Raw genomic sequence first — 24,937 nt, forward strand, 5'->3', positions numbered from 1 at the left:
GAAAAAGGGAGGCCTTCGTCTCCCTTTATAAATTAGTTATTCGAGGATAACTGATGACGAACGACCAACGAGTACAACACAGGCAACACGAAGAGCGTTAGCAACAACGCACTTGCCATTCCGCCTACCATGGGTGCCGCAATACGCCTCATGATTTCAGCGCCCGTTCCAGATGAGAATAACACTGGCATCAAGCCAAGTATAATAGACAGCGACGTCATCATTATCGGTCTAAGCCGGTGTATTGCCCCATCAACAATGGCACGATTAAGTTCATCACGTGTTAACCCAGATTCACCGGAGCGGGTACTTTTCACTTCGTTTACTGACTGATGTAAGTACACCAACATAATGACGCCGACTTCCACCGCCACACCTGCTAGCGCGATAAGCCCCACACCAACGGCAACTGAGAGATTAAATGACAACAGATAAACTAACCAAATACTGCCGACAACAGCGAGTGGCAACGAGAGCATTATAAGCAGTACGTCACGCACACGACCAAATGCAAAAAACAAAAATAGACAGATAATAGCTATGGTGAACGGAATAACGAGGTTTAGCTTGGCTTTTGCACGTGCTAGGTATTCAAACTGTCCAGCCCATGTTAGTGAGTACCCAACAGGCAATGACAAGTTGTCTGCTAGATACGCTTTAGCACTATCGACATAACCGCCGAGATCGGCGCCATCAATATCAACAAATACCCAACCATTTAAGCGGCCATTTTCACTTTTGATACCTGTCGGGCCAACATTCACCTCAATTGTCGCGATATCGCCAAGTGATAACTGCATCCCTTGCTTTGTCACAAACGGCAATGCCGCTAGCGACTCAGGTGAGTCTCTGTAGGATTGCGGATAACGTAAGGTTACGGGGCTGCGCACTCGTCCTTCAATAGTTTGCGTAATGACGCGCCCACCCACTGCGCTTGATATCATTTGTTGAATATCACTCACGTTCAGGTTGTACCTTGCCGCTTTTTCTTTGTCTAAATGGATATCGATATATCGACCGCTCACCACTCGCTCAGAAAAAACAGACGCCGTCCCCTCTACATTGGGCAAGAGCTGCTCTATTTGCTGCCCTATTCGCTCAATGTCATCAAGGTCGGCGCCCGCAATTTTTATCCCAACCGGTGTTTTAATGCCCGTTGCCAACATATCGATACGGGTTTTGATTGGCATTACCCACGCGTTAGTCACACCAGGAAAGTTAACCCTCTCATTTAACTCTTCTTTCAAAGCGGCAAGGGTTAACCCTTCCCGCCATTGCGATTTAGGTTTGAGTTGAATAAATGTCTCTATCATCGTCAACGGGGCTGGGTCTGTAGCAGTGTCAGCCCGCCCCACTTTACCAAACACCGATTCAACTTCAGGCACGGTGAGAATCAGTTTGTTCGTCTGTTGGAGCAACTCCCGGGCTTTACCGATGGCAATACCGGGGTAGGTGGTGGGCATATACATTAAGTCGCCTTCATCGAGTGAGGGCATAAATTCACTCCCCAACTTTGAAAGCGGCCACAGGGTCGAAAGCATGATAGCCACGGTTACGATCATCACTTTCCATGGGTGTTTCAATGCGCGCGTTAATAACGGTATATAGGCGCTATTAAGCCAGCGGTTAATAGGGTTCTCTTTCTCTTTGCGTATACGCCCTTTTACTAAATACCCCGCCAAGACAGGGACTAGGGTAATGGCAAGTACTGCTGCGCCTGCCATGGCGTACGTTTTGGTATACGCCAAGGGAGAGAATAATCTTCCCTCTTGCGCTTCTAATGCGAACACTGGAATAAAGGAAACGGTAATAATCAATAATGAGAAAAATAAAGCTGGCCCTACTTCTATGCTTGCCTTAACGACCAGCTCCCAGCGAATAGACTGAGTAATAACATTTCCCTTTCTCTGTTCTTGCTCAATGTGCTTATGCACGTTTTCAACAACCACAATAGCCCCGTCGACCATGGCGCCAATAGCAATGGCAATACCGCCTAGCGACATAATATTGGCATTAATTCCTTGTATCTTCATAGCAATGAAAGCCAAAAGAATACCAACGGGAAGGCTTATTATCGCAACAAGTGAAGAGCGGACATGAAAAAGGAATACCAGACACACCGCCCCAACAACAAACAGCTCTTCAACCAATTTATCAAACAGATTATCGGTAGCACGGGTGATTAATGTTGAACGATCGTAAACGGGTACAATCTTTACTCCCTCCGGAAGGCTAGGCTGCAACTGCGTTATTCTCGCTTTAACGCTATCTATTACCGCTTTAGCATTTTCGTTAGCTCGCATGACAATAATGCCGCCGACTGCCTCGCCTTCGCCATTTAGTTCAGCGACGCCTCGGCGCATAAGCGGCGCCTCGTAGACTTTAGCAACATCCTTTATGCTGAGAGGAACGCCATCTACAGATAGTCCCAGTGGCAAGTTAGCAATAGAAGTCTCATCGGAAAGGTAGCCCGATACGGTTACCATGTATTCAGCCTCGGCCATTTCAATTACCGATGCGCCTGTCTCTTGGTTACCTTGCTTAACTGCCTTTTCAATTAATGAGAGCGGTATATTATAGGCCCGCAATTTCTGTGGATTAACTTCAATAAGAAATTGCTTAACCATACCTCCAACACTGGCTACCTCAGAAACACCGGGCACCGTTCGAAGTTCAAAAGATAAGAACCAGTCTTGTAATGCTCTTAACTCACCGCTATCGAGTGCGCCGCTTTCGTCAACCAGCGCGTACATATATACCCAGCCTACTCCTGTCGCATCGGGTCCTAGTTCTGGACGAATACCATCAGGAAGTCGGTCACTGCTCTGACTCAAATACTCAAGCACACGGCTTCTGGCCCAATATAAATCAGTATCCTCATCGAAAATGATATAAATATACGAGTCACCAAAAAACGAGAACCCTCTTACTGTTTTCGCACCCGGTACCGCCATTAATGCCGTTGTCAGAGGATAAGTAACCTGATCTTCTACCACCTGCGGCGATTGACCAGCGTATGTCGTCTTAACAATCACTTGAACATCGGATAAGTCAGGAATAGCGTCAACAGGTGTACTGATAACAGAAATATACCCCGCAATGACGATGACCAGAGTCGCCAGTAACACCAGTATTCTGTTGCCTATCGACCATTTTATGACAGCGCTAATCATGATTCATGCCCTCGTGATTCATGTTCTCATGGCGCATCGCCTTGTTGTGTTTTCCATCGGTTGTAGAGGCAGGTTTAATGTCAATGACAAGAAAATCACCAGCAACGAACGTAAAGGTAATCGCGTCACCGACGTCAAATGCGTCGACATCAATGTGGGGAGACACATCGAACGTCATCTCATCAGCGTCCCTTCCCCACTTAGGAATTGCCGCTCTTGCGATCGTCAATGTTCTTGCCATGCCATTTCCATCATTTATAGGCTTATCGGTAATGACTCCCTCTACCGTGGCCTGATTATCAGGCTCAGACATACGCATAAAATCGGAAGATTTCGCAGACTCAGAATCAATGAGAAAATGAGATGAGGTTACAATCGTATCACCAGGCATGACACCATCGATTGCCGCTACATAGCGATCATCATTCTCCCCTGTCGTAATGTTTACTGACTTAAATTCCCCTCCCCCTAGGCTTAATACCACACGGCTTTGACCAGACACTTGAATAACAGACTGACGAGGAACACGAAGTACAGGTTTGTTGTTTGTTATATTGATTGTCGTCATAACGTACATATTTGGGCGCAACAGCCTCTCTTTATTATCAAGAACTACCCGTAACGGTGAAGTACGTTGCTTTGCATCAAGCATGGGATAAATATAATCAACGCGCCCTTTCCACACCATTTGCGGTATATCATCAGACGCTATCAAAACACTGTCGCCTAGTTGAATACGAGACATATCGCGGGCTAACACATGAACATCAACCCATACCGTACCCAACGTACCAATACTCATAAGCGTATTGCCCGGCTTGATAAAAAAGCCTTCTCTGACATTTAACGTTTCCAAAAAACCGCTCTGCGGTGCATAAAACGTGACCGTTTGAGATACCTCTCGTGTGCGAGTGAGCGTGTCTATTATATTGTCGGATAATTTAAGTGCTTCTAATCGTTCGCGGGCACTTTTGGCTAAACGCACGTCGCCTCGCTTAAGTGAAAGCACATACTCTTCTTGGGCACTAACTAATTGTGGTGAATATAACGTATAAAGTGGCTGTCCTTTCTCAACCTTATCGCCTTCGGCTTCAACAAATAGCGTTTCAATCCAGCCTTCAATACGAGGGTGTACATGGACAATCGTAGACTCATCAAGAGAAACCGTGCCATACCCATTTACTTGCGGGGCCAACGTCCCTACAGACAGCACTTGTGTTTTTACGCCCATATTTTGCTGAACGTTTGCGGGGATCAAAACCCGCCCCGCTGATTGCATATCCGTCGAACTTGCCGTGTCATAAACAGGCACCAAATCCATTCCCATGGGCGACTTTCCTGGCCCATCTCGCCGGTAGCTATCATCCATCGGTGCAACCCAATAGAGCAGCGTAGGCTGATCATCCTCAACAGCATCTTTATGGTTTACCATCCCTACATACATCAGCAGCGCGCCGAGCACAGCGCTGAATATTACGAGTAACTTAGTTTTCATGAGTGACTACTCCAACATCTTGGCCTTCAACACTGACTAGGGTGTTATCGTTCTCAACGTTGAGCTTTTTGGCGAGAGCAACGGCTGGAAAATAAAGTGCGGAAAGCTCACTGATAACCCGCATTCTTTCTGTTTCTATACTGAGCGATGCAAGCTCAATGTTCATACGATTAATACTTGCGTCAATTACGTCATTAAAACTGCCAGCGTCGCTGGTATAGCTTGCAAGGCTTACGTCTACTAAGTCTTCTGATTGCTGCAAAAGGCCAGACTCATACAAATCCTTTCTTTTCTGTAACACCGTTAGCCTTTGTTTTAGTGATACTGCACGCGCCGCTAATTCTCTAACACGCAAACGAAAATCAGTAGCAGCTGCATGCATGCGAGCTGATGCCGCATCAGTCTCTGCGTTTCGTTTTGTCGCGGTAAAGTAAGGAAGGTCGACTTGAACCCCTATCGAGAAAAAGTCAGCCCGGCTTGCACCATTTTGCGCATCTTGCCGATGTCCATAGCTAGCTTCTACCGCCCATTGTGGTTTACGTGTTTCGTTGGCTAATTCAAGGGCCTTCCTTGCAATCTTTTCGTTAAGTGTAAGTTGGTGGGCACTAGGGTGATAAGCCATTAGCGCAAAAGGTTCAGCACGCTCCATCAGCTTAAGCAGCTGTGGAAGTTGCGGGAAAGAAAACGTATCGGGCAATGTCGGTGCACTTGGCATCGGTAAGTTCCAATATGCCGACATTTCAGCGATTGCTGTGCGGCTATCAAGGTTAGCCTGGATAAGATTGTCTTGTAAACGAAGCATTGCCATACGAACGTTTAAGACATCTTGTTGTTGCGACTGACTGATCCCCTGCCTGTAACGCGACTCGGTTACCTCTAGCAGCGGTTTCAGTAGCTCGAGTTGTGCGCTGTATACTTGTTTTTGTTTCTCAGCGTGGTACCAATTTAGCCAAAGTTGAGAAACTTCATGTATTAGCTGCCAACGACGTCCTTCTCTTAACAGTATTTGTTGATGCGCTTTTAAATCGAAAACAGCGCCTTTAATTGCATTTGTGTCACCGCGAGGAAGCCGTTGTTTAATGCCTACCTTAAACTGGGTCATAGGCTCTTGGCTAAGTGAAAAGCCATCTACAGGAAGGTTTTGAAGAGATGTCGACATCACGGGGTTTTCCCATGCACCTGCCGCTATTTTCTCCGCTAAAAAGGCTTTTTCTCGCCACTCACTACCCGTTAATAACGGGTCATGTTGTACCGCTAGCGATTGCGCCTCTTGTAGCGTTAACGGATCACTACAAACTTGGGAGGGTATCCAAATAAGCGATAACATGCCAAAGCGCAGCACGGACCGAGGAACACTCGGGATTACATTTCTCAATAAGTAAAACATACCAATTACCACAGAATCGTTACGGCATGACTGCCAAAACCGAATAGCCGCTGCTATTCAAAAGACGGATCTATCCTGCGATAAGTGTTTTGGGGGGCTTAAATTGAGGAGGGCTGATTAACGAAGGCGCGTCGACGCGAGATTCAACACGATAAGTATTGAATTGGGTGATGGCTATAGGCAATGCATTGGCAAGGATAGCAACAGAAGCAAAACTTGCACACATATTAACAGGGCACTGACATGCATCACCACAGCAATCCGTGGCGTCTACACTTGAGGCTTCTGACATGCTCATAGCATGTGAGTCATGGCGTTCATCCTCCTGCACAGACGCTTGCTGACTCGTACATGGTAGATGACTTTCGTTTTTCGAGTGCGCGTTACCATGCTTATCAACGTGTATTTTTTCAATACTATCGTTATACGCGCTGTGCTTCGCCAAGTGAGTATCAATGCCAGCCCACGACACGCTTTGAGAAAGCATGCTCATAAGAAAAACAAGCAGCATTGCGGCTACGTTGGTTTTCTGTTGAAAGGGCTGTGTTATCAATGTCATCACCAAATGATAATCATGGTCGGTATAATAGTAAAGTTATCAAAATTGATTAAGGTAACTTTTAAGCATTAGCGCCATATTATCAAACAATGGATTTGCTTTTGGCACTGCACACTCTTCTCGTTCATTGACCATTTTTTCATTAAATTTCATCTCGCGCAGTAAACGGGTATTCACCACTAAATCAGCATGGCAAAGCCTATAAGATTCATCAATAACAAAAAAGGTATTCGGGCCGCTGCTATGCGACATAAGCGTCTCTACCCCAGAAATAGGTGTCGTCGCATCGGCTTGAGAATGAGCCGAAAAAACCGGAACTGTTATGGTCTTCCCTTCATCAAAAGCGTCTCTTACTTGGTTGATAACATCCATCAACTCAAGCCCTGCGAACCCTGCAACATTTGGGTACTTAAACGGGTTGGGGCCATGTGTCACGTAGCTACCGTCGATTATTTTTGCCAGCACTTTAATGCCCCAGATTCTAGACATACTTTCTGCATTGTCTGACAATGCAAGTGCACCAGAGAACAGCATAATTCCGTCTATACCACTGTCGGCGCTAAGGTAGTGCGATACCGTCAATGCACCACCAGTAGAGAAACCACCAACCAATAGCGTATCTTCCATCTTTTGTGCGATTGCTATCACGTCGCTGACATGATGCTGCCAACGTTCTGCTAAATCCCAATCAGACATATCGTCTTCAGTATCACGTAGCCCGTGCCCCGGCAATAAGGGGACAAGCACCGTATACCCTTCATCAAATAATATTTTTGCTAGTTCTCGCATGAAGAACGGCGAGTCGCTGAGGCCATGAACCAACACCACTGTGCCCTTAGCGTCACTATCTTGATATAGTGCAAAAGGCGCATTGCCTTCATTTCTAAGCACATTACTGCATACCGAAAAACGGTTGAGAGAGGTTTCTTTGCAGCGCTCTGTGCTTCCCCATTCCTTCTTATATAAACTGGCAAACTCTTGTAATGCCGAGTTAGACGGCATCGCCGCGACGTGACATGACGCAATAACACCTAACAGAAACGTGACAGTTCGTAAAAAAGAAGGTCGTTGCACTGATTTCTCCATAACACCTATTATCCAATTGTGGAAAGGTAAACCGCAAATAGTAAAAAAGGCCATGATAGCATGACCTTTTTTTTAACGTATTCTTTTTACAAGAAAACGGTTTAGCCGAAGTACGCTTCTAAATCGTCCGACCCACCAATGTGTTTACCGCCGATAAATACTTGAGGAACGGTTTCGCGCCCACTAATAGCCGTTAGACTAGTAAGAGACGCATCTTTGCCTAATACTATTTCCTCGAAATCATAGCCTTTCTCAGTTAACAAGGCTTTTGCTTTCGCGCAATAAGGGCATCCCGGTTTTGAAATAACCGAAACCGGAGCTTGGGTTTGTGCGTCAGGTGCAATATAACCAAGCATGGTATCTGCGTCAGAGACCTCAAATGGATCGCCTGGTACGTCTGGCTCAATAAACATCTTATCCACTACGCCGTCTTTCACCAGCATAGAATAACGCCAGCTTCGCTTTCCGAAGCCTAAGTCGGCCTTATCAACTAACATGCCCATTCCATCGGTAAATTCGCCGTTACCATCTGGAATAACCGTGATGTTTTCTGCTTCTTGGTCAGCGGCCCATGCGTTCATTACAAAGGTATCGTTTACTGATACACACACGATTTCGTCCACACCATGCTGTTTAAACTTTTTCGCAAGTGCATTATATCGCGGTAAGTGGGTTGAGGAGCACGTAGGCGTAAACGCACCTGGAAGTGAAAACACTACCACCGTTCGCCCATCAAAAATTTCATTACATGTTTTTGTAACCCACGCTTCACCTTCCCTTACCGGAAAAGACACGCAAGGTACTTTTTGACCTTCTTTATTAACAAATCGACTGTCTGACATCGTAACTCCAATAATAAGTTTTAAACATGAAAATACACTTGACTACTAGCATAGTGAAGTTCACCGCCAATTGACAGAGGTACAGGAATAAAGCTTCGATACGTATTATTGACCATTCGTAAATATCGATAACTATGCCGAATAACATGTGCGCTCGCACTATGCTTCGTTTCTATAAGCACTGTCTTCACAGAGACAGTGGTTAGTTTAATCCTTTTCTTTATTCGTTGTACTGTGTGGGAGTTGACGCCATGATTATTCTTGTTGGTGGTGAAAAAGGGGGTAGCGGTAAAAGCTGCCTAGCGCAAAATATTGCCGTTTATTTACGCACTGAAAAAGGGGCATCAGTACTGATGGTCGACTGCGATCCTCAGCGAACCACATCAGATTGGATCCAAGAAAGGAAGGCTAACCCAAGGCTACCAGAAATAAATTGCGTGCAGCTATACGGTAAGATTCGTAACGAGCTACTAAGCCTAAAGCAATACTACGATTACGTGGTTATCGATTGCGGTGGGCAAGATAACCTTGCGCTGCGTTCATCAATGGCGGTAGCTGACCATATTCTTATTCCTTTACGTCCAAAACGTCGCGATTTAAAAACGGTTCCTCACATGGAAGACATTTTATCTACGTGCAAAATGGTAAACCCTAAAATGAACGCGGCCTTTGTTATTACTCAATGCCCTTCTCTCCCCAGCCTTGCCAGTCGAATTTTAGAGGCAAAAGAAGTGTGCCGTTCATTTGGTATACCCGTTCTTAATGCCGTAACGTTTAGCCGCAATATGTATGATGACTCTGAAGAATCAGGACAATCGGTTATTGAAAGCGAACCTGAAGGCAAAGCAGCAAGAGAGATCAGAGTAATATTCGAAGAATTGTTGGCGGCAAAACAGGAGGACGCTCATGAGTTTACTCAGCCTCAAAAAGTCGAAGCCGTTAACTAAACCAAGTAAGAAAACCGTTGATGCATTTATAAACGACGCTATCAATTATGCAGCGGGGGCGACGCGGGTAAAAGCATCCCAACAACATATTAAACCAAGTACGCCGAGTACACCGTCACGGCAAACACAAAAACAAACCATGAAACGTGCTACGTTTACGCTAAGCCACGAGTGTGTTGAGGCACTTACTGCACTGTCAAATGCAACGGGACAATCGCGCTCAGCACTTATCCGACAATGGATAAAAGAAAACGCAAACACAACGACCTAAACGGCGTAATGAAAGAAGGTGCGCGGATTAATCCCGTCGCACCACCAGCTATATACTTTAGTCTATTATTCAATACCCTCCACGATCACAATAGAGCGTATACTGCAGCGCAAGAAAGTGTGGGTTGCTCGCAGTATAAACACGCTACTGCATTTAATGAGCAGTTAATAGACGACGAAGGAAATGCTGTCTTGATATCTCTACGCAATATGTTCCGCTTCTTTTTCCTCACCGTATTATGGGGGGTGGCTGCGCATCACGCCGTTTACGCAAGTCATGATGATAGTCATCTCGCCACTGTCGCATCGGTTGAACATCTTATCGCTACCGAGGCATTTGAGCGTGCTGAAAATGAGGCGTTACGGATTATCGAATACGCACACCTTAGCGCTCACATCGACCCAAATGAAATGGTCGCGCTTGGCAATGTACTGATGCGCGCGTCACGCTTCTCCCTCGCAAAAGATGCGTTTAGCCTCGCATCACCATTATTTAGCGAGAGTGGAAACTTGTCGGCAGCAGCAGAAACGCTATATCGCCTCGCCATTAGCAACCGTCACCTTTCCCAGTTTCCAGAAGCGCTTCAGCATCTCCAGCGTGCACTGTCTATTGCACATATTCTCGATGAAAGTACGTTAGAAGCTTCCTTGCACCTAGAGCTGGGAAAACTTCATAGCGACAACAACAAACTAGAACAGGCATTACACGCTTTCAATACTGCACTGCAAGATTTCAAAGACCAAAACAACGACGCAAAAACCGCTGAATCACTGCTGCATATTGGTAAAGTATTTGTCCAGCGAAGGCAAAGCTCCAACGCTCTAACTCTGTTTAATGACGCACTACTGTTACTTAATGGTAAGGAAGACGACCAAATTAAAAGCGGGCTTCTCACGCAACTTGCGATAATTGAACTTAATAGTGCAAACAATGAAAAAGCATTAGAACTGCTTATAAATGCGCATGCACTCAATGGCTCCGTCTTGTATTCAGCCGACGCATTGGAAACGCAAGCATGGCTAGGAGAAGCGCTAACCCTTAACGAGCGCGTCGAAGAAGGGCTAAATCGACTTTTAGACGTGTTGGATTATGCTGACGCTACCGCACAAGCTGGTTTACGTAACAATACGCGACTCTCATTAACCCGTTCATTGATAAATGCGCAGCGCTTTGACGAGGCGCTGGTTTACGCGAGAGCAGGCACTATCAGTGCACGAGAGCGGCACAATGTCGCTGAGCAAATTGCATTTTTAAACCTGCAGCTAAATGCGTATGTGTCACTCGGCAAATTTAAGATGGCACTCGATATTCAATCGGTTATTCAGCAGCTAAACGAACTACTGCGCGATTCACGTAACCAAGAAGCGATTAATGTCCTACAAGCTGAAATAGCCTTAACTCGCCAGGCAAGTGAACTTCAAAAACTAGAAAAATCGTCCGACCTCGCACTGGCCATGGCAGAGCAAAAAAATCTTCGTACCACACTTTTTTGGAGTACATTACTTGCCGGCCTACTGACCCTTTTTCTAATCTGGAGTCGATACAAGCAACGTCAACAGACGGTGGCGCTGCGCCGAGAAGTACGCGAACAAACTGCCACATTGGAAGTTAAAAATAGCGAGCTGGAGCAAGCCTATAAAACCCTAGAAGAATTCAGTTTAAGGGACGTCCTAACCGGCCTATACAACCGCCACTATTTAGAGTCTCAGCTACCTGCAGAGATAAAGCGAAGTCAGAATGAAAAAGAGGCGTTTGCACAAAACAGCGATTTATTGTGCTTGCTCATCGACATCGACCATTTTAAAAAGATTAATGACAACTTCGGACATGCCGCCGGCGATACTGTTTTAAAAGCATTTGCACAGCGGCTTCAGCAGGTGTTTCGTCATACTGACCTCATTATCCGCTGGGGCGGAGAAGAGTTTTTAGTGGTCTGTAGAGGATCTTCACGATATGAACTGCCCGAAATAGCAGAGCGTTGTCGTCAAATTGTGTCACAAACCCCTTTTGATATTGGCAACGACACCTTGCTGACCGTCTCGTGCAGCATTGGCTTTTCCCTTCTTCCGCCTTCAAATGAAAGATATTTCGAGCAACGTTGGGAAGCCACGTTTTCGGTCGTCGATTATTGTTTGTATGCAGCAAAACTCTCTGGCCGTAACGGCTGGGTAGGTCTAATTGAAACCAGCGATAAAAAGCACGATGAAAAAAGCACGCCGCTTGGGAAAAAGTTTGGCTTTCCTGACGTAACGCTAGCCACCTCTTTTAACAATATCGCAGCCATTACGTGGCCGAATGACGATGAGGGATAACAGAATGTATAAGCATATTTGCCAATGTGGAGCGATTCACATCGAAATAGACAGCGACAATGACATGATTCACGACACCGGGGCGTTACTTTACGGTGAAAACCAACCATTACCGCACGTTATGACTAAAGACGCGCTATCAATAGACTGCGCGCCGTCTATGCTCGGAAGAATCACTATTAATGAAAATCACACGCAATATTTTTGCAATGACTGTGCAGCACCACTATTCATAGAAACGCAAACCGCGTATGTTATGCTGAATGCATTCTATTACGGCCACAACGCAAAAAATGACCATTTGTCGTGCCACACTACACTGTAATAATGAAGGCTTAATCGCTATTTTTTAAATCTTCTAAGTGATATTTGTCAATTAGCGAGTAAAGCGTAGGCCGTGTTACTCCTAGGAGCTCAGCGGTTTTAGACATGTTTCTATCAGCATGTTGAAACGCTTTACGTATTGCTTTGCTCTCAGCGATTTCCCGTACTTCTCGCAAGTTTAGCGTTTCAGGGTCTGATTCACCCGCCACAGGCATAAGCCCCATGTCATCTGGCTGTATGACCGTTCCCTCTGCCATGATTACCGCAGACTTCAACTTATTTTGCATTTCGCGGATATTGCCCGGCCACTTGTGAGCAAGCATTGCGTTTATGGTTGACTCAGAAAAACTCTTTGCCTTTGCGTTAAATTCTTCACGGTAGATATTTAAAAAAGTTCGCGCCAACAAAATAATATCTTGGTCTCTGTCACGCAGCGGTGGGATAAGAATAGGTATTTCCCCTACGCGGTAGAAGAGATCTTCACGAAACCGTTCTTCAGCAACCATTAATGTTAAATCACGGTGCGTGGCACAAATCACACGAATATCGACAGGAATTTCAGTCCTTCCACCGACACGCTCAATAACTCGCTCTTGTAAAAAGCGTAGCATCTTTGCCTGCAGACCAATGGGCATATCGCCAATTTCATCGAGAAAAAGCGTTCCACCTTGTGCCGTTTCTATTTTACCTAGTGTGGTTTTATTCGCCCCGGTAAACGCGCCTTTTTCATAACCAAAAAGCTCACTTTCGAGTAAATTTTCTGGAATTGACGCACAGTTGATCGCAACAAAAGGCTTATCTTTACGAGGACTATGCTCGTGGATACTGCGTGCAAACACTTCTTTACCTGTACCACTCTCTCCTAGCAGTAAGGTGCTGATATCCGTGCTGGCGATTTTCTCCGCTTTTTTAACCACAACTTGGATAGCTTCGCTGTTCCCAACGATACGGCTCATTCCCGTTCTGGTGCGAGCAAGAATACTGTTCTCATGTTCAAGTTGGGCAAGATTAAAGGCACGGTTGACCAGTAGCTTGATAGTATCGGAATCGATAGGCTTTTGGTAAAAATCGTATGCACCAAAATCAATGGCTTTCAAAGCGTTTTCTTTGTCATTATTGCCGGTGACTACGATGACTTTAGTCCGTGGTGCAAGTGCAATAATGTCGTGAAGGATCCGCAAACCCTCAGAGGCATTCGCCGGGTCAGGGGGAAGCCCTAAATCTAACGTAACGACCTTGGGTTCGAAGCGACGTAGCTGAGCAATAGCCGAAGTATAATCGTCTGCAAATACCACGTTAAAGTCGGTAAGGCTCCATTTAAGCTGTTTTTGGATACCTAAATCATCATCTACTACCAGTATGGTATCGGTCATCACTATTATCCTGTTTTTACAACGTCCATCTAGGAGCAAACTCCAGTGAAGTATGCATTTTTATTATTATGATAAGGGAAAATATAAGGTAAAGCAGCTGCCTTCATTAGGCACACTTTGTACCTTCAGTTTTCCGCCTATTGATTCCATGTACGACTTAGCATCATACGCACCAATCCCCATTCCTGCATTACCTTTTGTCGTATCGAAAGGTTTGAATAGGCGATTCTCTATAAAGTCTGCACTCATGCCTTCGCCGGTATCCTCAATAAACAAAACCAGGTGCTGAGTATGTCTGTCTACCGTTATTACAACTTCAACACTTCCGGTGTCTAAGGTGGCCTGCTGGGCATTACTAATTAGGTGGTACAACACGTTAGCCACCTTGTCTTTATCAATAACTAATGGCGACTCATCGTTAACGGCCACAGTGGGTGCGGGCTTAAGTGCTGCGCAGCGTGAATGCACGACATCATTAACGATGTCAGATAAAAGAATATTAGACTGCTTGCTTTGTTCAGACACGTTTTTTTCGGTCAGTTGCTTGAGCATTTTGTCCATACGCGCCTTGGTGTAGGTCAGCGTTTCAAACGTATCGTCAATAAATTCAGGGTTATGTTTGTGCTGTTCGGCGTTCGCGAGGATAAGGTCGACCTGTGCCATCACGTTTTTTAAGTCATGCAACACAAACGCAGACATTCGGTTAAAGGCCGCGAACTGTGCATTCTCGGCAACGACTTGTGATGCCTCATGATGCAGCATAAACGTGCCCACTTGCTCGGTCACCGCATTTAAGTAGTCCCTTACCTCCCAATTCAGACTGACTTTTTCCTTATCACCTGCGGCAAGTAGTACAAAGCCCCATAATGCGTCGTCTTTAAAAAATGGGATAAACAATTGGTATCCCCATGCTTTTAGCTGGCGCCTATCAAGCTGTAGCCCTTCGTAATTGAAGGGCTTCACTTCATATTCATCAGTGTCTATTACCCAACTATTCGTACCACTATACGCGGCTAGCGTATTGAGCAAGTCAGTCTCATTATCGATTCGTTCTAGCGGTGCCACTTCGGCCATCAGCTCAAACTCACCGTTATTGACCTTATAAAGTTTGCCCGTATCGTATTGCACCGCGTTTAACACGCCGGTCAGGGCGCTTTCGTAAACACTGTTTGTCGTATTAATACTTCGGGTTAATAGCTTTGTTAGCTTTACCCATTCAATCCTGTAATCAAATTGATTTGCAAAAAAGTGCTTGGTAATAAATACCTTACACTTTGTTCTAAATGCATTAGAAAGAAAAACGGTGGCTAACAGTGCGAATGACATTACCACTAAAATAATCTGCACCGTGGCGCCCCAGTTCCCCCCTAAATAATTAATGGCATAACCAATCACAGCCATGATAAATAGGTATGCGCCTGCAACCAGTAATAAAGAGCTGTGAAGCACGATATCTCTTGAGATAAAGATATCGATACCCCAATGGCGAATACGGCGTATTGCGATCACCAAGAACGGAATCAACAGAAAGTAAATATAACCACGGGCTGCGATATACCCCACTTCGACTTGGTTCACCATCGTCGCGTTCGCATAGGTGACAAACTCAAACAGGTTCGTTGCGCCCAAATAGATGATGAGAGGCTTAAAGGCCCATTGCTCAGAGCCGGCTTGTCGATACACCACCTCTAACAACACTAATACTTCAAGTGAAAGCAGAATGAGGAGCAGGAATGACCATGTTGGATCTACATACACTAGATTAGGCGCAGCAAAGCCCAACACCGCTGGCAACAAGATGAACAGGGTGGCAGGCCTTTTTATAACCTCAGAAAAGTTCGTGAAATTCTGTTGTATGCAACTCGATAGGAAAAGCAGCCAAACAAACTGCTTAACCAAATCGGCATTGAGAAGCCATTGTAAATCGATGATCCCAAAAAAGGTGCTCATCATGCTTGCTGACCAGCCAACTGTCGTTACCGTCGCTAGCACTAAGAGGTGTTTAGCAACCCCTGGTTTGCGAACTGTCAGCAAGAGTAAGAGCAATGCAAGGTGAGCTAGGCCGTTGAGGCCATAACCGATATCTGAAACCATCCTTTTCTATCTCTTATTGTTATTTTTATTGATATTTTGTCACGACATTAGCGTTTTTTGACAATCAAAGAGCCTATTGAATACCCCGCACCAAAAGAACACAATACGCCCACGTCACCGGCCACTAAGTCTTCATGGTACAGGCCAAATGCAATCACCGAGCCTGCAGACGCAGTATTTGCATACTCATCGAGTACAATAGGCGCCTCTTTTTGATTGGCTTCTCGCCCTAACAGACGCTTGCAAATAAGTGTGTTCATATTGATGTTCGCTTGGTGCAACCACCAGCGCGACACACTTTCAGGCACTAACTCGTGTCGTTGCAGATGTGCTTCAATGTGAGCCGCCGCCATAGGGCACACTTCTTTAAATACTTTGCGCCCAGCTTGATGAAACAACTTATCTGGACCATATGGGTCTACGTCTTCTGCACGCGTCATATAACCAAAATTAGAGCGAATATTGCTTGAATACTTGGTCACCGCTTTCGTGCTTAATATGTCATAAACATGATCGCCCGTTGCCGTATCGGCATGCTCTAAAATGCTCGCCGTTGCCACATCGCCAAAAATAAAATGGCTGTCACGGTCGGTATAGTTAATTTGCGGAGACACTAATTCAGGGTTTATCACCAAAACACACGATGCATTGCCTGCGGCAAGCATCTCATAAGCGCGATGCATACCGAAAGTGGCTGCTGAACATGCCACTAACATATCAAAACCAAACCCTTCAATATTGAGTGCCTCTTGCACCTCAATCGCGATGGCTGGGTAAGCACGCTGTGTATAGGCGCATGACACGATCACCGCATCTATGTCACTCGCGGTTTTATTCGCTTTCTGCATAGCAAGCTTGGCGGCCTCAACAGCGATTTCAGCTTGATGCGACAACTCATCATCACTACGCGGCGTAATTTTTGGCTTCATACGCGTAATATCAAGCGCGCCCTCTTTTTTGTAGATGTAACGGCTTTTAATACCTGACGCTTTTTCAATAAATTCGGCACTAGAATACGGTTTGGCAACCACCTCACCGGACTCAATTTTATCTTTATTAGCGTCGTTGAATGCATCAACATATGCATTGTAGCTATCAACCAATTCGTGGTTACTAATACTTTCCTGCGGATGCCAAACACCCACTCCACTAATAACGATCTGCTGAGACATATTTTTACTCTTTTTATTAATGCATAACGGCAGCAGCGATGCGCTTAAGACCACTCTCAAGCATAACAGCGGTGCTGTAGGCGAGAATCAACTTACATGGTTCACACATTTTTCTGCCAGGCAAAGCAACAAAATGTGAGGGGTGCTCTACTAAAGGTAAAGGCACGATACTTAAGTAAGGATTATATCGCCAACTCTTACAGGTAGCTTAACTCAATCGCTAGCATATGTAATCACTGACGCGTTGAATTCAATGTGGTACGACATCTTTATCCGTGAAATAGGCATAAAAAAAGCGGCGTATAAACGCCGCTTCTTGCAACAATGTACTCGTGATTAGTTTGGTTGAACTTGCCACACGGTTACTGTACCGCTCACTTCGTTACCAACAACAAGAAGTGGCACACCGCTAGGGCTGTCTTCTGCGCTAACGAATACCAGACTCTCTGGTGCTAAGTCACCAATGATATCATTGGCAGTTAGCCCTTCAGTAAGGTTACGGTTTATCACGTAGTCGACGAATTTCACGTCGTAAGGGTTGGTAACATCATACACAAAAATACCCCCCATACGCTCTGTGCCAATAAACGCAAACGTTCTATCGCCAATCGTGCCTACGGTAAGTGCTTCTGGCTCTGGACCTTTATTTTCAGAGCGAGAGTCGCCTGCATTTTCATCGTCGCCGTTATTAAACTGTGCGCCATGAACTGATGCCGTAATTCGCTCTAAGTCATCTCCCGAGTCATATACGATGATACCGTTTTGATCCCAAATAGTGAAAGAGCGCGCACCGTAAGTGTAGGCAGCATCATATTCGCCGTTGCCATCGCTGTCGCCCATTGCTGAGGTAACGCGAAGGTCATCAGCTTCACCGTTTGCTTGCAACATGGCAAGCTCAGAATTTGCTTCTGCGGTTAAATCTGAAACTTTTACTTCATCAGTGTACGCAAGACAACCGTCGTCGGCGTCAAACGATAGACCGCCATCACTTAGGCATGTTGCCTCATCAGCAGCGTCGAAGAAATATTCACGTGCATCACCTTCGTTTGCTGAAATAAGAAACGTTGCGTCTTTCCACGTGAAGTTTGCAAGCGTATCAGGCTGATATACGCCATAAAGCCCGTCGTATTGACCGAAGCTTACGCTACTATCTTCTTGAATATCGATATTCAAACCTGACCAGTTTTTCGTACCTAACCCGATAACATCGATGGTTAGTTCTTCAAGATCTAACACGGCTAAGCCATTATTTTCTTGAAGTGAAATATATGCCACATCGTTGGTTGCAGTAATATATTCTGGCTCTAAATCTTGCGCCAGCGTGGTTGCAATAGCAGTACCTTTGATAGTACGACCGCTTGGGTTAGGGAACATCATTCCTTCTGCCATTAGGTCTGCCATTGTTGCCGTTAAGCCACCAAAACCTACTGTTGTCGCAGACTCTTCAGGTTCGCCACTGGCAAGAATATTAATAACGGAAACCGAACCTACAGGGTCAATGGTATAGTCATCTGAAGGCTCACCTTCGTTTGCCACTAACGCTTTACCACCGTCAGGCGTAAACGTGACCATATCTGGCAATGCACCCACTTCCACAGAATCTAGGAAGCTTGGGGCTGAACTATCAAGACCACTGTAAAACAGCACGAAGCCATTATCAGTTTTAACGGCGGCTGGCACCGCAACTGCCATCAAGTCACCGCTTATTGCGATACTGGTCACACTACCCAGTGCGGTACCATTGATGTCAGCAGGCAACGAAACCGTAGACAGTGTTAAGTTAGTCGTGTTTATTGAGTCAGCCATTTCCGTTGTGGGAATTGATGAGGCTGTCGGGATAACCGCGATAGTATTCGTTGTGGTATTTGTCGCATAAATAGTTTGCGTATCACTGTGATACTGAACGATTTCAGCGGCAGTCTGATTACCTAAAAATGCGCGAGCCACTACGCTAAGCGTAACACCTAGCGAAGCATCCGAACCGTCTGCGCCATTCTCGCCAGGCGCACCTGTTTCGCCTTGAGGTCCCTGAGCACCAGTTTCACCTTGTGCACCATCATCTCCGTCTAATCCACAGCCAGAAAGGGCTGCTGAAACGAAGAGTGCTAAAATGCCATACTTGAATTTACTGTGCGTGGCCATTCGATTTCCTTTTTGTCGTTATCATTTTTCAACTACACGTTTACCTGCACGGCTTGGCTGTGTAAAGAGGTGCATAACAGTGAAACCATAAAATGCCATGTTAATACCACTTAAATTAGCGACGCCAGACGCAACAACGTATTTCTACTTCTTTGTATAAATTAGAGCCAGTGTATGACACAAATATTAATTTGCAAAGGGCTTATGGGTATAAAGCCCATAACCAATGTTGTAAGGATGGGAAGAGCATAAATTAAGCCGTATTAGAACAGCATGAAAAGCAGCAGATTCGTTTTAGTCAACAGAGCACCATGTCACTATTTGCTCAGCAATTAAACATTTAAGTCTTTACCGCATAGCGTATTACGTTGCACTATACCTTGCACAAATATCGAATTTTCCAACCGATTTACCATAGTGAGGCTCTCAACAATGAAGTTACGGCACACCTTAACGGGTTTAATAATGTCAATTAGCGCAATGGTTAGTCTCTCCTTTCCAGCATTTGCACTAAAAGATACCGTTAACCCTACGCTGTTTGAAAACATGGAATATCGCAGCATCGGCCCTTTTCGCGGTGGTCGCTCGGTTGCGGTTACCGGAGTTAATGATAATCCTAATCTTTACTACATGGGGGCCGCAGGCGGTGGTGTATGGAAAACGCAAAACGCGGGTTTGTCATGGCAGCCACTATCCGACAAAGACTTTTCCGTTGGCAGTATTGGTGCCATTGCTGTAGCCCCTTCTGATAAGAATGTTATTTATGTTGGCACCGGTGAAGGGCCTATTCGAGGCGTTACGACCAGCCATGGTAAAGGGGTATATAAATCTACTGATGCCGGGGAAACATGGGAGCTAGTAGGTTTAGATAACCGAGGGCAAATTCCAAAAATTCGCATTCATCCGACAAACCCTGATATTGCATGGGTTGCAGTGCAAGGTAATATTTGGGCCCCCAATGAAGAGCGTGGTGTTTTCAAAACCGTCGATGGCGGCAAGAATTGGAAACACGTACTCAAAGTCAATCCCGACACCGGCGCTGCAGACTTAGTTATTGACCCTACCAATCCTAGGGTGCTTTATGCGGGCATGTGGCACCATGGAAGAACCCCATGGTTTGTAAAATCTGGCGGTGACGGTGGCGGTATTTACAAGTCAACCGACAGTGGTGAGACGTGGGAAAAGCTTGAAAAAGGTCTACCAACACTGATTGGGAAGGTTGGCATAGATATCTCAGCTACTAACCCAAAGCGCGTATACGCAATTGTTGAGTCTGACAAAGGTGGCGTGTATCGCAGTGACGATGCAGGCGCGTCATGGCAGCTAATGAATGACGACAACATTCTTAAAGCTAGAGCATGGTATTACAACCACATAAAAGTCGACCCGAACGACGAAAACACGCTTTATGTGATGAATGTGCAATTACATAAGTCAATCGACGGCGGCAAAACATTCGATATAAAGTCTTTGCCACATGGTGACACCCACGACATGTGGATTAACCCTGACAATAGCTTAAATATGATTAATGCCAACGACGGTGGCGCGACGGTTACGTTCGATGGGGGCAAATCATGGTCAAGTATTTACAACCAACCCACCGCACAATTTTATCGTGTAATAACCGATAACTTAGAACCCTACAACGTTTACGGCGGACAGCAAGACAACACCACCATGGCAACACCGTCTTCAACATGGGATGGCGGTATTGGTATCGCAGAACAATTCGCAGTGGGCGGAGGTGAAAGTGCACATATTGCCTTTGATGCAAATAACCCGACGCTGATTTACGCCACGACAATCAATGGCACGTTAACTGAGTTCAACAAGAATACCGGCCTCGTTCGCCCTATCATGCCCTACCCCGAATATGTGTTTGGACGTAATGCACGCGATCAGAAATATCGCACCAACTGGAACGCGCCTGTACTGGTGTCTCAGCACGACCCGAAAACCGTGTATTACGGTACACAAATGATATTAAAAACCACTGATAGAGGTGTTAACTGGCAGGAAATTAGCCCAGATTTGACGCGCAACGAGTCCGAAAAGCAAGGCTTGAACGGTGGCCCAATCACCAACGAGCAAGCCGGTGCCGAATACTACAATACCGTTTTTTATATTGCAGAGTCACCAGTAAACGCGGGCGAATTATGGGTAGGTGCTGATGACGGTCAATTGCATTTAACCCAAAATGAAGGCGGGAGTTGGAAAGACATCACCCCTCACAAAACAGAAGCACAAGTAAATGCTATTGAACTAAGTGTCCATGCAGAAGGTAGAGCCTACGTGGCGGTTACGGGCTATAAACTTAATGATTACCGCCCGTATATTTATAAAACCGATAATTATGGAAAACGCTGGGCTCGAATAGATAAAGGGCTACCGGACGACGCCTTTGTAAGAGTAATACGCGAAGATAAAACCCATGAGGGCATACTTTTCGCCGGCACTGAAAGCGGTATATTCATTAGTTTTGATGACGGGAAAAATTGGCAAGCCCTATCACTTAATTTACCTCCTGTCGCCATCACTGACATGCAGGTTAAAGGGGATGATTTAGTCATAGCCACCCAAGGACGTGGTTTTTGGATATTGGATGACATTACGCCTTTGCGAGAAGTCAGTGCGTCATTACACAATGAAGCGCTATTTCAGTACCGTCCTGTCGATGGCATACGTTTACTGTCAGGTGGCAATATGAGCGGACAGCCAGAAGCGAAAAATCCTGCCCGTGGCGCGACGTTCCGTTATTACTTAAAAGATCAGCTTGAAGACAGTGAAGTGCTACGTATCGATATCTTCGATGCTAATGACACACTGGTACGCACGTTATCGTCAACGGGCGATGCCTTCGAAAAGTGTGCTAAAGGCAATGAAGATGTGCGAAACCCGTTGACGTTCAAACATCCATCAACAAAGGCGGGATACAATGAGTTTGTGTGGGATTTACGTCGTTCACCCCTACAGTGTATCGATAACGTAAAACTGTTTGGTGGATGGAATGGTGCCAGAGTAATGCCAGGAGAGTACAAAGCCACCATTTCGATAGGTGGCACGTCACAAACCAGAGCATTTACCGTATTGCCAGACCCAAGAGAAGAAACTGATGCTGCACAGCTGCACATTGTTGAACAAAGCATTAAGGCCAGTGAAGCCTTGCTTAACGAGCTGTTCGAACACTTGCAAAAAGCCAGAAACGTCCGAGACACGTTGAAAGGTGTATCTGAATCAAATGTCGTGTTAGCCAGTGAAGTATCAGCGTCTATTGACCGTATCATCAGTGCTATTGACGATTGGGAATCGTTGGTCATTCAGCCTAAACATCAAACGTTTGAAGATGACATAAATTGGCCCAACATGCTCGACAGGCAAGTGCGTTTTCTTATGGATAACTTTGATAGAACTGGCGCACCGGCACAAGCGGGTGCGTTAAAGCGGCTAGAAGACCTAGAGACAAGGTGGCAACAATATAAAGTGCAGCTAGAAAGCCTCTTTCAAGAACGCGTGAAACCTGTCAATGAAGCGCTGTCAAAACAGGGAGCATATGATTTGGACACCTTATAGTGGGCTTCGCGATTTAGCGAGTTAGCCCTTGAGGCTCTTTAAAAAACCGGCGTAATGTCGGTTTTTTCTATTAACGTCTTAGTATTTTGCCGTTATGCCAACATTAACGATGTGTTTCCAATGCAAGCAGTACCGAAGCCTGCGCGGTAATGTTTGTTTTCATTTATTGGCCAATCTGTTAATAATACTCACTACAATGTTTTCAAAAAAAGCGTTTGTCGTTAATACGGGCTTACGTAAAGGATAGGATATGAAAAAATACATCAAGGGAGCGATTACGGCAGCCGTCGCGCTATCACTTACTGCCTGTGCCACGTCGCCTACAGGAAGAAACCAAGTACTACTTTATTCAGAGGCACAACTTTCAGAAATGGGCGGGCAAGCGTTTGCTGGCATGAAAGAAGAGCTAAAGATTTCAAACAAGGCTGTACAAAATAGTTATGTAGAGTGTGTAGCCAACGCAATCACCGCTCAGGTGCCTGACAGCGTGTTTAGCGGCACATGGGAAGTGGTTGTATTTGATGATGAACAAGTAAATGCGTTCGCGTTACCTGGCGGAAAAATTGGCGTATACACTGGACTGCTAAAAGTAGCAGAAAATCAGCACCAATTAGCAGCAGTTATTGGTCACGAAGTTGGCCACGTGATTGCCGAGCACGGTAATGAACGTATGTCTCAGTCAACACTTATTAATGTTGGCACTCAAGCCGTAGGGCAAGTGCTCGCAGCGAATGAAGTACCGCAGTCTGCGCCGATAATGGCAGCGATAGGGCTAGGGGTTCAAGTAGGCGTTCAGCTCCCCTTTAGTCGCACACATGAATCAGAAGCTGATTTAATTGGTTTACAGTTGATGGCTAAATCTGGGTTCGACCCTCGTCAATCTGTTAATTTATGGCAGAACATGGATGCCGCAAGCGGTGGACAGCGTCAAATGGAATTTCTTTCTACGCACCCTGCACCGCAGACCCGTATTGAAGACTTGAAGGCAAACATGCAGCCCGCTTACGCAGACTATCAGGCGACAGGTAACCGCCCGACTTGTAAGTAACCTTGAATAAAAAACGCCACATAATGTGGCGTTTTTACTTTTCAATATAAGTAGACGGTAATTACTCGCTTTCTTCTTTGTGAAGGTGCACATCCATTTGTGGGAACGGAATAGAAATACCCTCTTCATCGAAGCGAAGTTTCACCGCTTCTGTGAAATCAAACTTAACGCCCCAAAAATCTGATGCTTTAACCCAAGGGCGCACAACAAAATTCACGCTGCTGTCTGCAAGCTCGGCTACCGCAACAGTAGGCGCCGGCTCTGCCAAAACACGCTCATCGGCTTCAAGCATTTCGCGCAAGATTGTTTTTGCTTTTTTCAGGTCAGCGTCATAGCCAATACCGACAACCATATCTACACGACGCGTTTCTTTCGCAGAATAATTAGTGATATTTCCAGCGTAGATAGCACCGTTAGGCACGATAATTTCTTTGTTATCTGGTGTCGTCATCGTACTGGTGAATATACCAATTTTCTGAACAGTACCTGATGTACCAGCAGCTTCAACAAAATCACCTGACTTAAATGGTTTGAACACTAGCAACATAACACCAGCGGCAAAATTCTTTAATGAATCTTGTAATGACAAACCAATTGCCAAACCAGCCGCACCTAAAATCGCCACTAGCGACGTAGTGTCAACACCAAGTTGGTCAAGTGACGCAACTATGACAAACAGCATTAACAGCGCGCTGATAATTGCCTCAAGGAAGTCGACTAACATCGCATCATATTTCGACTTTGCCATTACGCGGCGGAATACCGATAACAACAAACCGACAATTAATCGACCAATCACATAAATCGCGATAGCCATCGCGATGTTGATTCCCCAAGGAATTGCATAGTCGTTAATGTATCGCTCGATGTCGCTTGCAGACATCAGCGTTAAGTTTTCTTCCATAATAAGATCCTTTTTTTAAGTAAACGTGTGGGGGTAGTAGCGTTTTACATTATCAGTGTTTCTGTTGCAGTGGCAACGATTAACGAACGTACAGACAAAAAATTATTCATAAGTCTAAGTACTCGCCTGAACGCACAACCCTCGGCTTCTTAAACTTCTTGCGTTTACGAGAAGTCAATGACATAAAACAGTAATAAATTTCTCATGATGTCGTCACAACTACGTGCAACCCTAT

General features: G+C 45.4%; 17 protein-coding genes. 6 read left to right on the plus strand and 11 right to left on the minus strand.

Translation table 11 applies throughout. The features are described 5' to 3' along the window. Positions 1 to 32: 32 nt before the first annotated feature. From AC27EZ_RS05105 to AC27EZ_RS05130, 6 genes are all read right to left on the minus strand, one after another. On the minus strand, positions 33 to 3,173 hold the full coding sequence (locus tag AC27EZ_RS05105; protein ID WP_487134286.1) for an efflux RND transporter permease subunit: 3,141 nt from the start codon (positions 3,171 to 3,173) through the stop codon (positions 33 to 35). Next, positions 3,166 to 4,668, minus strand: coding sequence for a copper-binding protein (locus AC27EZ_RS05110; protein WP_487134287.1), 1,503 nt, complete (start codon positions 4,666 to 4,668; stop codon positions 3,166 to 3,168). The genes AC27EZ_RS05105 and AC27EZ_RS05110 overlap by 8 nt, the downstream gene beginning before the upstream one ends. Then, positions 4,658 to 6,055, minus strand: a complete 1,398-nt coding sequence (locus AC27EZ_RS05115) for a TolC family protein (protein ID WP_487134288.1) — start codon at positions 6,053 to 6,055, stop codon at positions 4,658 to 4,660. Before AC27EZ_RS05115 ends, AC27EZ_RS05110 begins: the two co-directional genes overlap by 11 nt. A gap of 70 nt (positions 6,056 to 6,125) precedes the next feature. Continuing rightward, a complete protein-coding gene (locus tag AC27EZ_RS05120) occupies positions 6,126 to 6,608 on the minus strand; it encodes a hypothetical protein (protein ID WP_487134289.1) in 483 nt (160 codons plus the stop codon). A 45-nt stretch (positions 6,609 to 6,653) separates the two neighbouring features. Beyond that, positions 6,654 to 7,688 carry an alpha/beta hydrolase gene (locus AC27EZ_RS05125; protein WP_487134290.1) on the minus strand — a complete coding sequence of 345 codons (1,035 nt, stop codon included), beginning with the start codon at positions 7,686 to 7,688 and terminating at the stop codon, positions 6,654 to 6,656. Between the two features lie 113 nt (positions 7,689 to 7,801). Then, a complete protein-coding gene (locus AC27EZ_RS05130) occupies positions 7,802 to 8,542 on the minus strand; it encodes a glutathione peroxidase (protein ID WP_487134291.1) in 741 nt (246 codons plus the stop codon). 251 nt (positions 8,543 to 8,793) lie between these two features. Between AC27EZ_RS05130 and AC27EZ_RS05135 the strand changes: the two genes are divergently transcribed. Genes AC27EZ_RS05135 through AC27EZ_RS05150 form a run of 4 tightly spaced genes read left to right on the plus strand, consistent with a single transcriptional unit; the run spans position 8,794 to position 12,397 of the window. Next, positions 8,794 to 9,489: an AAA family ATPase gene (locus tag AC27EZ_RS05135; protein WP_487134292.1), complete on the plus strand. Its 696-nt coding sequence runs from the start codon at positions 8,794 to 8,796 to the stop codon at positions 9,487 to 9,489. Next, positions 9,449 to 9,760: a ribbon-helix-helix domain-containing protein gene (locus AC27EZ_RS05140; RefSeq protein ID WP_487134293.1), complete on the plus strand. Its 312-nt coding sequence runs from the start codon at positions 9,449 to 9,451 to the stop codon at positions 9,758 to 9,760. The genes AC27EZ_RS05135 and AC27EZ_RS05140 overlap by 41 nt, the downstream gene beginning before the upstream one ends. After that, positions 9,727 to 12,072: a tetratricopeptide repeat-containing diguanylate cyclase gene (locus tag AC27EZ_RS05145; protein ID WP_487134294.1), complete on the plus strand. Its 2,346-nt coding sequence runs from the start codon at positions 9,727 to 9,729 to the stop codon at positions 12,070 to 12,072. Before AC27EZ_RS05140 ends, AC27EZ_RS05145 begins: the two co-directional genes overlap by 34 nt. 4 nt (positions 12,073 to 12,076) lie before the next feature. Continuing rightward, complete coding sequence (locus tag AC27EZ_RS05150) at positions 12,077 to 12,397, plus strand: GFA family protein (protein WP_487134295.1); 321 nt, start codon at positions 12,077 to 12,079, stop codon at positions 12,395 to 12,397. A 10-nt stretch (positions 12,398 to 12,407) separates the two neighbouring features. Here the strand turns inward: AC27EZ_RS05150 and prsR are convergent, their stop codons facing one another. From prsR to AC27EZ_RS05170, 4 genes are all read right to left on the minus strand, one after another. Further along, positions 12,408 to 13,769 (minus strand): PEP-CTERM-box response regulator transcription factor, encoded by a 1,362-nt coding sequence (gene prsR / locus AC27EZ_RS05155; RefSeq protein WP_487134296.1) that lies wholly within the window; start codon positions 13,767 to 13,769, stop codon positions 12,408 to 12,410. 66 nt (positions 13,770 to 13,835) lie between these two features. Then, positions 13,836 to 15,863 (minus strand): XrtA/PEP-CTERM system histidine kinase PrsK, encoded by a 2,028-nt coding sequence (gene prsK / locus AC27EZ_RS05160; RefSeq protein ID WP_487134297.1) that lies wholly within the window; start codon positions 15,861 to 15,863, stop codon positions 13,836 to 13,838. A gap of 47 nt (positions 15,864 to 15,910) precedes the next feature. Then, complete coding sequence (locus AC27EZ_RS05165; RefSeq protein WP_487134298.1) at positions 15,911 to 17,035, minus strand: beta-ketoacyl-ACP synthase III; 1,125 nt, start codon at positions 17,033 to 17,035, stop codon at positions 15,911 to 15,913. 336 nt (positions 17,036 to 17,371) lie between these two features. After that, complete coding sequence (locus AC27EZ_RS05170; protein ID WP_487134299.1) at positions 17,372 to 19,177, minus strand: choice-of-anchor I family protein; 1,806 nt, start codon at positions 19,175 to 19,177, stop codon at positions 17,372 to 17,374. A 465-nt stretch (positions 19,178 to 19,642) separates the two neighbouring features. Here AC27EZ_RS05170 and AC27EZ_RS05175 point away from each other — a divergent pair, with 465 nt between their 5' ends. Together AC27EZ_RS05175 and AC27EZ_RS05180 are read left to right on the plus strand one after the other, a co-directional pair. After that, entirely contained in the window at positions 19,643 to 22,750 is a 3,108-nt protein-coding gene (locus tag AC27EZ_RS05175) for a WD40/YVTN/BNR-like repeat-containing protein (RefSeq protein WP_487134300.1), read from the plus strand. Between the two features lie 250 nt (positions 22,751 to 23,000). After that, positions 23,001 to 23,798 (plus strand): M48 family metallopeptidase, encoded by a 798-nt coding sequence (locus AC27EZ_RS05180; protein ID WP_487134301.1) that lies wholly within the window; start codon positions 23,001 to 23,003, stop codon positions 23,796 to 23,798. A gap of 61 nt (positions 23,799 to 23,859) precedes the next feature. Here AC27EZ_RS05180 and AC27EZ_RS05185 read toward each other — a convergent pair whose 3' ends face one another. Next, entirely contained in the window at positions 23,860 to 24,702 is an 843-nt protein-coding gene (locus AC27EZ_RS05185) for a mechanosensitive ion channel family protein (RefSeq protein ID WP_487134302.1), read from the minus strand. Positions 24,703 to 24,937: the final 235 nt, after the last annotated feature.

Source organism: Alteromonas sp. 4NH20-0056, assembly GCF_057539655.1.

Coding starts and splice junctions, on each gene's coding strand:
- AC27EZ_RS05105 (WP_487134286.1), bottom strand. CDS start 3,173: ATGATTAGCGCTGTCATAAAATGGTCGATAGGCAACAGAATACTGGTG.
- prsK (WP_487134297.1), bottom strand. CDS start 15,863: ATGGTTTCAGATATCGGTTATGGCCTCAACGGCCTAGCTCACCTTGCA.
- AC27EZ_RS05150 (WP_487134295.1), top strand. CDS start 12,077: ATGTATAAGCATATTTGCCAATGTGGAGCGATTCACATCGAAATAGAC.
- AC27EZ_RS05140 (WP_487134293.1), top strand. CDS start 9,449: ATGAGTTTACTCAGCCTCAAAAAGTCGAAGCCGTTAACTAAACCAAGT.
- AC27EZ_RS05185 (WP_487134302.1), bottom strand. CDS start 24,702: ATGGAAGAAAACTTAACGCTGATGTCTGCAAGCGACATCGAGCGATAC.
- AC27EZ_RS05115 (WP_487134288.1), bottom strand. CDS start 6,055: ATGTTTTACTTATTGAGAAATGTAATCCCGAGTGTTCCTCGGTCCGTG.
- prsR (WP_487134296.1), bottom strand. CDS start 13,769: ATGACCGATACCATACTGGTAGTAGATGATGATTTAGGTATCCAAAAA.
- AC27EZ_RS05180 (WP_487134301.1), top strand. CDS start 23,001: ATGAAAAAATACATCAAGGGAGCGATTACGGCAGCCGTCGCGCTATCA.
- AC27EZ_RS05145 (WP_487134294.1), top strand. CDS start 9,727: ATGGATAAAAGAAAACGCAAACACAACGACCTAAACGGCGTAATGAAA.
- AC27EZ_RS05170 (WP_487134299.1), bottom strand. CDS start 19,177: ATGGCCACGCACAGTAAATTCAAGTATGGCATTTTAGCACTCTTCGTT.
- AC27EZ_RS05110 (WP_487134287.1), bottom strand. CDS start 4,668: ATGAAAACTAAGTTACTCGTAATATTCAGCGCTGTGCTCGGCGCGCTG.
- AC27EZ_RS05175 (WP_487134300.1), top strand. CDS start 19,643: ATGTCAATTAGCGCAATGGTTAGTCTCTCCTTTCCAGCATTTGCACTA.
- AC27EZ_RS05130 (WP_487134291.1), bottom strand. CDS start 8,542: ATGTCAGACAGTCGATTTGTTAATAAAGAAGGTCAAAAAGTACCTTGC.
- AC27EZ_RS05135 (WP_487134292.1), top strand. CDS start 8,794: ATGATTATTCTTGTTGGTGGTGAAAAAGGGGGTAGCGGTAAAAGCTGC.
- AC27EZ_RS05165 (WP_487134298.1), bottom strand. CDS start 17,035: ATGTCTCAGCAGATCGTTATTAGTGGAGTGGGTGTTTGGCATCCGCAG.